At 66.5% G+C, this 8,432-nt stretch carries 6 protein-coding genes; 1 reads left to right on the forward strand and 5 read right to left on the reverse strand.

Features of this window, described 5'->3' with window-relative positions:
- Positions 1 to 441: 441 nt before the first annotated feature.
- The 5 genes from ACFVH5_RS42730 to ACFVH5_RS42750 all read right to left on the reverse strand — a co-directional run bounded on the left by ACFVH5_RS42730 (position 442) and on the right by ACFVH5_RS42750 (position 7,532).
- On the reverse strand, positions 442 to 1,785 hold the full coding sequence (locus ACFVH5_RS42730; protein ID WP_385839076.1) for an NAD(P)/FAD-dependent oxidoreductase: 1,344 nt from the start codon (positions 1,783 to 1,785) through the stop codon (positions 442 to 444).
- A gap of 59 nt (positions 1,786 to 1,844) precedes the next feature.
- On the reverse strand, positions 1,845 to 2,150 hold the full coding sequence (locus ACFVH5_RS42735) for an acyl carrier protein (RefSeq protein WP_385839078.1): 306 nt from the start codon (positions 2,148 to 2,150) through the stop codon (positions 1,845 to 1,847).
- An 85-nt stretch (positions 2,151 to 2,235) separates the two neighbouring features.
- Entirely contained in the window at positions 2,236 to 3,987 is a 1,752-nt protein-coding gene (locus tag ACFVH5_RS42740) for an NAD(P)/FAD-dependent oxidoreductase (RefSeq protein WP_385839079.1), read from the reverse strand.
- A 170-nt stretch (positions 3,988 to 4,157) separates the two neighbouring features.
- Entirely contained in the window at positions 4,158 to 5,879 is a 1,722-nt protein-coding gene (locus ACFVH5_RS42745) for a thioesterase domain-containing protein (protein WP_385839080.1), read from the reverse strand.
- A gap of 93 nt (positions 5,880 to 5,972) precedes the next feature.
- A complete protein-coding gene (locus ACFVH5_RS42750) occupies positions 5,973 to 7,532 on the reverse strand; it encodes a DUF6851 domain-containing protein (protein ID WP_385839081.1) in 1,560 nt (519 codons plus the stop codon).
- Positions 7,533 to 7,890: 358 nt separating this feature from the next.
- Between ACFVH5_RS42750 and ACFVH5_RS42755 the strand changes: the two genes are divergently transcribed.
- A complete protein-coding gene (locus tag ACFVH5_RS42755; protein ID WP_385839082.1) occupies positions 7,891 to 8,256 on the forward strand; it encodes a hypothetical protein in 366 nt (121 codons plus the stop codon).
- The last annotated feature ends 176 nt before the right edge of the window (positions 8,257 to 8,432 follow it).

Consider the following 8,432-nt stretch of genomic DNA (forward strand, 5'->3'; position numbering starts at 1 on the left):
CGTCTCAGAGGTGAAACGGTCCCCGGTCAGCTGCATACCATCACCCGAGTCCCCCGCGAACCGGATGATCACCCGATCGAGCCGGCGTACGTCCTCGCCTCTTGTGATCCCCGCCCCGCGCGGTGTTGAACTGTTCCTGAGCATGAGTGTGATCCCGTCAGTCGCTCGATGACGCGGATGGCCGGACCGGAGGCGAAGCGGTTTCGACTGCGTGGGCGGCCCCACAGGTGCCTTGAGCTCCGCGGCCCCGCCCCGCGATGAAGCCGTTACCGCGGGCCTGCTGCCGTCAAGCGCATCACTCCACCGGGGAACCGGCATATCACTCGCTGCCGAGCGTGCCCGGGTGCGCACCCTCGGCAGCGGAGACATGGTGGAGAACGGGACGTCCTGGAACGAGCCAGGCGCACAGCCACGGCCCACTCCAGCCGGCCCCTGCTTCTTTCAGAAGAGGGCCTTGGCGCTGCCGGCTTGCAGAGAGCCGAGGAACGGGTGCCACAGGTGCGTGGGGTCGTTCTCCACAGCGGTCACGATCTCGCGCATGGCGGCGAGCGCCCTGGGTTCCTCGTCGTCGTAGACGTCTCCCTGGAGCATCTTCAGCACGTCCAGGCGGTAGCGCGGGTCCTGGACGAAGGCGGTGAAGAGGATGTTGAGGCGGTAGTAGATCGAGATGAACTCGTACCAGTTGTTGACGCCTCGGCGGAGCGTGGCCTCGTAGCTTTCGAAGCGCTTCTTGGAGTAGTCCCCGGCCCTGTGCGCGGCGATGACGTCCTTGCACGCGATGCGGGCGCTGTTGAGGGCGACCGAGACGCCGCTGGAGAAGATCGGGTCGACGAAACGGGCCGCGTCACCGACCATCAGGAAGTTGTCGCCGCAGATCTGGCTGAGCGCGTACGAGTAGTCTCCCTCCGTCTTGAGCGGACGGACCTGCTCGGAGTCCTTCAGCGCCCGGTGGAGCTCGGGCCGGCTGGCGATGGTGTCCCAGAAGAAGTCTTCCAGGTTGTCCTTGGACGCCTTCAATCGTTCCCGCTGGGTGACGACCCCGATCGAGGTGATGGTGTCGGTGATGGGAATCTGCCACACCCAGGTGTCGATCACGGGCAGGAAGTGGATGAAGATGAAGTCCGCCTGGCCCTTGTTGACCGCCAGAGCCTTGCGGTCGAAGTGGTCGAACCAGGTGTGGATGGCATATTGGTTGAACACCGGGTCGGCCTGTTTGACCCGGAGTTGGCTGCCGAGTTGGGTGCGGCGTCCGCTGGCGTCCACAACCATGCCGACAGGAATGTCAGTGTGTACCCCGTCGTGCGTGGTCCGGAGGATCGGGGTCGGCGTGGAGAACTCGACGCGATTGACGCGCGTAGCCTGCCGGACGACTGCCCCGCGGGACTCAGCGTGCTCCAGCAGCAGTTGGTCGAACTTCCCGCGGTCGACGTGGAAGGTATAGTCCTTGTGCACACCGCCCTGGGTGCGCTCGTTGAACATGATCTCGGCTGCACGGAAGTCGTGGTCCAGGCCGCTGAAGCCCATCTTGTCGCTCGGCCCGCTGTCGGCCGAGGTCCAGGCCGCACCGTACTTCTTGGGGAATCCGGCCGCCTCGACCTTTTCGAAGGCGCCGATCTCGGCCAGAACCGGGGTGGTGGCCGGGACCAAGGACTCCCCCACGTGCTCACGGGGAAAGGTCTCCGCCTCCAGCACGAGGACCTTCAGTCCGGCCCCGGCCAAATAGGACGCGGCGGTCGACCCGGCGGGGCCACCGCCGATGATGCCCACGTCGAAACGTTCAGTCATATTGGCTGTCTCCTTTGAGGCATGCGGTCGGCCGACGGGAGGTGTACGCACTCCAGGGATCAGTCCCGCACGGTGGCCGGCGTGCCGGCCGCCGGCTCGTCGGCCGTCGCTGGTGCCGGGTCCAGGGAATGGACGAGGTCCGTGATCGTGTCCAGCGTCCGGAAGTGCGCTCCGGTGATGTGTGTGACCGGCACGTCCACCCCCAGCGACTCGCGTATGAAGGTCAGCAGTTTCGCCGTGTTCATCGAGTTGAGAATTCCCCATTCCAGCAAGGGGGTGTCCGGTTGAAGGGCCTCCTGGCCCTCGCCCAGAAATGTCCCCGCGACATAAGGCGCCAGTACTCCGTACACGGCATCCCGCGTCATCGATCCTCCTGGTTGTTTCATGTCGGTGTCGTGTCGTGCGGCCGCATTCGGGTTCGTACGCGACGCGGTCGGATGGCTCGACCGCTCAGGTCTCGCCGGCCTGCTTGACCCTCAGCGGCCGACCGACCAGAGGCCATTCGGCGACCCGCTGTTTGACTTCCTCGCCGAGCTCGAACTCGCCGCGGGCGAACCGCTTCTTCATGAAGAGGGTCAGACCTTCCCAGGTCAGCTTGGTGATGTCGCTCTCGGGCTGCCGCCTGGTCCACAGCAGTGTCTTCATCGAGCCGTAGAAGTTCGCGTCGATGCACTGCCGGCCCAGGTCGGCCACGCCGAACGCCGGCGGGATGAAGTCGGCTTCACGCAGCCGTCCGAGGATCCGGTCGGCTGCCGCGCCGGTGGTCAACTCACCACGCTGCACGTCCTGGCACGTGTCGTTGACCTCCTGGAGCAGCCTGAGCGCGGGTGCGTAGGCGGAGTTCTCCTGTACCGTGCGGCCTCGCCACCAGGCGTGTTCCAGCTGATCGAGCACGCTGGTGTCCCGGGTCTCCAGGAACCGCGCGTAGGCCCTGTTGACCTCGAAGGTCGCGATGATCTGCCCGAGCGACCAGACTCGGAACCAAGCGTTCCACAACTTCCAGTCACGAAAGGACAGATACGCGTTCGCACAGAGGTCGTCGTTGAAGTCCAGCAGGTCCTGCTCCAGGTCCTGCATGAACTTGAAGCGCTCGACGGAGAAGTCGTCCTCCTGAATGGCGTCCAGGAGCCGGTGTGTCAACGCGTGGACGGTCTCCAGGGTGTTCGACATGCCGCGGGAGAACAACGGGTCGATGAAGCCGGCCGCGTGAGAGGTGAGGCACCAGCGGTGGCCCACGGTCTGCCGCGGCGAGTACTGGATCCTGTCGGTGCGCGTCCAGTTCCGTACCGGCTTGGCCTCCGCGAACTGCGTGGCGATGTCCGGGTACGTGTGGAGGAACCGGTTGAACTCCTCCTCGGGCGGGCAGTCGGGCATGGGATGGATGCGCGGGTCCATCATGACGCCGACGCTGCACAGCGGGTTGGTGGCCCGCTCGTGGTTGTCGAACGGGATCACCCACATCCAGCCACCGTCGAACATGTGGTGGAGGGTGCCTTCGTGCCACCTGGTACGGAAGCCGGAGTGCACCTCCGGCTTGGCCACCTCGTCGAACGGCCGCACACCGGTGAAGTGGTTGAACATTCCCCGGGACTGGTGCCGGAAGCGCGACGGTTCCTCCCGCAGGCTCAGCTTCTTGGCCAGCACAGACCGGTGGCCGCCGGCGTCCACCATGAACTTGGCCCGCACCTCGGCGCCGGTGGACAGTTTGAGTGTGACAACGTCGTCACCCGGATCGACGTCGACGACCGCCTGATGCTGGCGGACCTTTGTCCCGTACTTGACGGCGACGTGCATCATCCAGGCGTCGATGTCCTGGCGGTAGTAGTGGTTCTCGGTGTGGGTGATCTTTGGCACCTCGAAACGGGTGCGCTCCACAGGGTCCTGACGCTTGCCGTCCCGGTGATACACGAAACCGAAGTTGCGCTTCACACCGCACTGGGTGGTGATGTTTCGGTACACGCCCTCGAAGGTGGCGAGGTGCTTGATCTCCGGCACGCCGTACCGTTCGGCGATGAGCCGCATCATCATCGAGGTGAAGGGGATCGTGGACTCCCCGATGGTGAACTTGGGGTGGCTGTCCGCGTCGATGAGCACCACGTCGGCGCCGTTGCGCGACAGACAGGCCGCGAGAATGGTCCCGGCCACCCCTGAGCCGACGATCGCCACGTCGTACAGGTGCTGTTCGTCATCTTGCTGTTGCATGTTCCGTCTCTCCCTTCGGAAGAGTGCTGGGATGCTGGAGGCGACGGAGCATGGCGCCGAGCGCCACGGCCGTACCTGTGATGACGATCCGACGAGGAGTGTCCTGCCATACGCCCCGGCGGATGATCGTCCCTCTCCGTCGACGGCCGGAGGACGAACCACCTAAAGATTTAAACGTGAGATGAGTTCTGTAGGTGGTCAAGAGCCTCCTGCAAGGCAGTGCCGGTGGGCGCGTTTTCACGTGTCTCGGCAAGTGCCACGGTCCGCGGCGCAGGCGACGCGACGGACTGATCCACCGGAAGCAGCCGTTCGAGACGAGCCCGTGCCTCCGTGGCGAAGGCGGGCGAATCGTGGAAGAAGTGGCTGCCGTCAAGGACCCTCAGATCGAGGCTGGCGGTGGTCTCACGGTTCCAGGCGATCAGGCCCTGGTCGTCCGTCATCTGGTCCCACCGTCCCGCGAACGCCGCGATCGGCACGTCGAGCGGCGGGCCGGGCGGCCGGGTGTACGTCTCGGCCAGCCTGAGATCGGCACGCAGCAGCGGCAGATACATCCGCAGCATCTCAGGATCGCGCAGGGCACCGTCCGGCGTGCCGCCCAATCGCTCGACGGCATCGAGAAACCGGGCGTCCGCCAGCCCGTGGATCGGCCGGTGCGAAAGGCCGACGGCCGGGCCGTTGCGCCCGGAGACCAGAAGCAGTGCCGGCGGCGCGCCGACAGCAGTCATGCGGCGCGCCATCTCGTAGGCGAGCAGGGCACCGAGGCTGTGGCCGGCCAGCACGTAGATCTGATCACTACCGGCTGACAGCCGTGCCCGCAGCTGCGCAGTCAAGTCGTCCGCCAGCGGCCCCCACTCGGCGATCAGTGGCTCGCGGATACGGATCGAGTGGCCCGGCAGGTCCAGTGTCTCCAGCCGTACACCGGCCGGCAGCCAACGGGACCACGGGCGGTAGTAGGCGCCGCTGCCGCCGGCATGCGGGACGACGAACAGGGTGACCGGCGCAGCGCCGGGCGACGCTTCGTCGTACGACGCACTCATGGGATGGCTCATGGCGACCCGTTCCTTTCGACTGCGGAATGACCTGGACCGGTCGTGGCCGGGCGACCGGGCGACCGGCGGCGCCAGGGAACGGGAGGCGGGGCTGCGGCACGTGTCACGCGCCGGATGCGCGCGCCCATTGCCCGGTTCGAGGAGTTCGGCGAGAGAGGTCCGGTGGAACTGCAACGGGACGTCCGGTGCTCCGACGGCGACCGCGCACGGGAGCGGCGCGGCGCGCTGCTCCGGCCGGAACAGATCGTGAAGCGTCCAGCCCGTCGCCCGGCCCGCGCCGGCGGGCAGCGCTCTGAGCACAGGGCCGCCGCCGTCCTCGGCGCAGACCACGGACGAGAGGCCACCGCCCAGGCCCAGGCCGAGTGCCTTGAGCACGGCTTCCTTGTAGGTCCAGTGGCGGAACAGCGACTCGCTCGCCGTCGCCTCGTCATGGGTGAGCCACCAGGCGTACTCGGCGTCGGACATCATCGTCCGTGCCAGGCCGTCGAGATGGCCGACAGGACGTTGCTCCTCGATGTCGACACCGACAGGTCCTGTCCTGGTCACCGCGACTCCTGCGTACCTGCCGGAGTGCGAGAGACTGATGTGCGGGCCGCGGACATGGGCGAGGAACGGCTTGCCGTTCGGCTCGCGACGCACCAGCAGTTCGGCGGGGCGCACCCCGGCTGCCTCGGCGGCCAGAATCCGCAGCGCCGCCTGCGCGCCCAGACGACGGTGCCGGTCCCGTGTGATGACGGCGGACAGCCGTGCCGTCTCCGCCGGCGGCAGCAGTGCGGTGGATCGCCGTACCGACCGCTCGTCGTCGACGTCGACGAGCCACACGTGAACCCCCGTCGGGTCCATGTCGTGCCCTCCTTCGCTGGACCGGTTCGTGGTGCCGGAGAGGAACGGGCGACGGTGGACGGTCGGCCGACGCCCACCGTCACGTGGCGCGGGTCAGCCCTTCACCTCTCCCTTGATGTAGCGCTGCACGTACTCGTAGGCCAGGTCGCCCAGCTGTACACCGAAGTCGATGGACATCTGAGTGGTCTTCTTGAAGTGCACGCCGCCCCAGACCCGGCTGGCGGCGCAGTCCTGGACGAAGCCGGTCCAGTGGGGCCATCGGATCTTGATCTCCTTGGCGGGCGTCATCCCCGGCTCCACCACCGACGAGCCGGCGGGCGCCGTGTACGTCCAGTCCAGCACGTCGGAACCCAGGAAGCGGCGCGCGGCCTGCGCCTCGGCGGAGCAGAGCGTGGTGGAGCCGGACGGGAACTCCGGGTGGTCCCCGACGTTCAGGTAGCTGGCCCACTCATCGGCGGGAATGTCATCGACCGTGCCTTTGCGGGGGCCGCCCCAGGCGGTCACCTGTTGCTCTCCGTACACGTGCCGGACCGCACTGAACGGACGCACGGCGTCGTACCTGGCCTTCTGATGCCAGACGGCGATCAGCGCGTCGAACATCGACACCGAGGCCGTCATGAACAGTTGGACCCACCCGTCGAGATCGAGGTCGTGGGACTCCGCCGCGGCGAGCACCGAGTATCCGATGCCCAGCAGCTTGTTGTCGAAGACCTCCGCCATCACCTTCTGTTCGTCGGTGAGTTCGGCCGACGCCGTCAGGATCTCGTCCACGGAGCGCTTGTACTCCATGGGCCTGGTGTGGTCGCTGTGCCGGGGCGGGGCGAGGCTGAACTCGCCGGGATCGCGGAAGGAGTAGGGCTTGGTGACCCGCACCTGCGGCGTGACGAAGTGCTGGACGGTGAAGATTCCCTTGTCGCCCTCGCCCGCGCCGAGGCGGCGGCGATGCGTGGTCAGCTGCGGCTGCCACCGCGAGGGATTGGTCAGCTTGAAGGCCGTGTTCACCGGCTTGTAGCCGGTGTAGTCCAGGTACGGCCTGGGATTGTACTTGCGGCCCTCGTCGCCCAACTGATTCATGCCGTCCCGCTGGCGGGCCTTCACCACGGCCTTGCCGGCCAGGTTGCCGATGCCGACCGGACTGGTGCGGTCGACGGACTCGTCGTCGGGGTTCAGGCCGACCGAGGTCAGCAACTGCCGGAAGACCGGCTCCCGTTCCGCCAACACGCTCTTGATCACTTGGTACATGCCGTGCAGGGCGGCGATGTTCTTGTTCCGGTTGGTACGAGCCTCGCTGCGGGGACGGCGGCCGAGCCTGGAATAGACGCCGACGGCGGTCGGGTGGTACGGCGCCAGCGCGTCGAACCACGCGTTCTGCACCAGATGAGTGACCCGGATCAGGATGGTCACGTCCATGGGGGCGATGACCGCCGTCAGGTCGGACCGGTTGGCGATCAGGTCGCGAATGATGTTGCCGGTGTCGAGGTCGAAGTCGGCGGCTTCCAACCTGCCTTCGGTACCGGCCGGTTGGGCGGCCGATGCCGTTCCGGTACGACCCAGGGTGGCATACGCCACGATCGGAGCCGTGCCGAGCGCGCCGACCAGCAGCGATCTGCGCCGGGGCGAGAAGCCTGCGGAAGAACGTTCAGATGTCGTCATGCGTTTAATTTCCTTTCCACGTCCACCAAGCCACCGGAGACTGATCGGGTGGACAGTGCGGGCGACGGGCGCGCGAGACGCCCGGAACAGGCGCAGGCGACTCGGCGATGAGGAATTAATTCATGCAGGAATTAAGCATACGGAGGGCGACCACCTTGTCAAGGGCCGTTAGCCTGGGGCCACTTGATGAACATTGCGCTCACACTCCGTCACGAAGGGGCGGCAGGAGCGGCAACCCCTCGACACGGTGAAAACCGTCGTGCTAACGTAAATCGTACGTTCGTTTTGCTGCGAGACGTGGCCACCATGCCCCTCGCCCTCATTCCGCGTCCCACCAGTGATCCAGGAGGGTTCTGCTGTGAAGAAGCTCTATGCCCGCATGATGAAGGCCGAGTGTCCGATCGACCCCGACACCATGGAGAGCACGGTCCCGTTCCTGCAGCACAACACCGTTGAGCATGCACTGAAGGACAGCGGCGTACGGCAGATCTTCTTCTTCGTGGACCCCAAGGACCGCACCATCTTCTCCATCACGATCTACGACTCGGACGAGGATCTGAACAACGCGATGAAGGAGGCGACCAGCGAGTTCCGTTTCCAGAGCCTGGCCGCCCTCGGCTGCACCGCGGTCGACGCGCGGGTCTTCGAGGTCGTCGCCGGGCACATCAACCCGGACGCGCCCGAAGTGGACTTCAAGAGCCTCGTGCCACCCATCAAGAGCTGACCGGCCCAGGTCCTGTCGTCACATTACCGACGTCCGCCCGGAGGGCGGGCCGGGCGGCGTCCGGTGCGTGCTCTCGCCGTGCCGGGCGCAGAGCCTCGTACTGGACGTACTTGGCTCTGTGTCCGGTGCGGCGAGTGGGGGTCCCCCCGGCCGGAGGCTGGGGGAGCGTGCATGGC

This window comes from Streptomyces sp. NPDC127119 (genome assembly GCF_042677425.1).
Lineage (GTDB): Bacteria > Actinomycetota > Actinomycetes > Streptomycetales > Streptomycetaceae > Streptomyces.

Coding starts and splice junctions, on each gene's coding strand:
- ACFVH5_RS42730 (WP_385839076.1), bottom strand. CDS start 1,785: ATGACTGAACGTTTCGACGTGGGCATCATCGGCGGTGGCCCCGCCGGG.
- ACFVH5_RS42735 (WP_385839078.1), bottom strand. CDS start 2,150: ATGACGCGGGATGCCGTGTACGGAGTACTGGCGCCTTATGTCGCGGGG.
- ACFVH5_RS42740 (WP_385839079.1), bottom strand. CDS start 3,987: ATGCAACAGCAAGATGACGAACAGCACCTGTACGACGTGGCGATCGTC.
- ACFVH5_RS42745 (WP_385839080.1), bottom strand. CDS start 5,879: ATGGACCCGACGGGGGTTCACGTGTGGCTCGTCGACGTCGACGACGAG.
- ACFVH5_RS42750 (WP_385839081.1), bottom strand. CDS start 7,532: ATGACGACATCTGAACGTTCTTCCGCAGGCTTCTCGCCCCGGCGCAGA.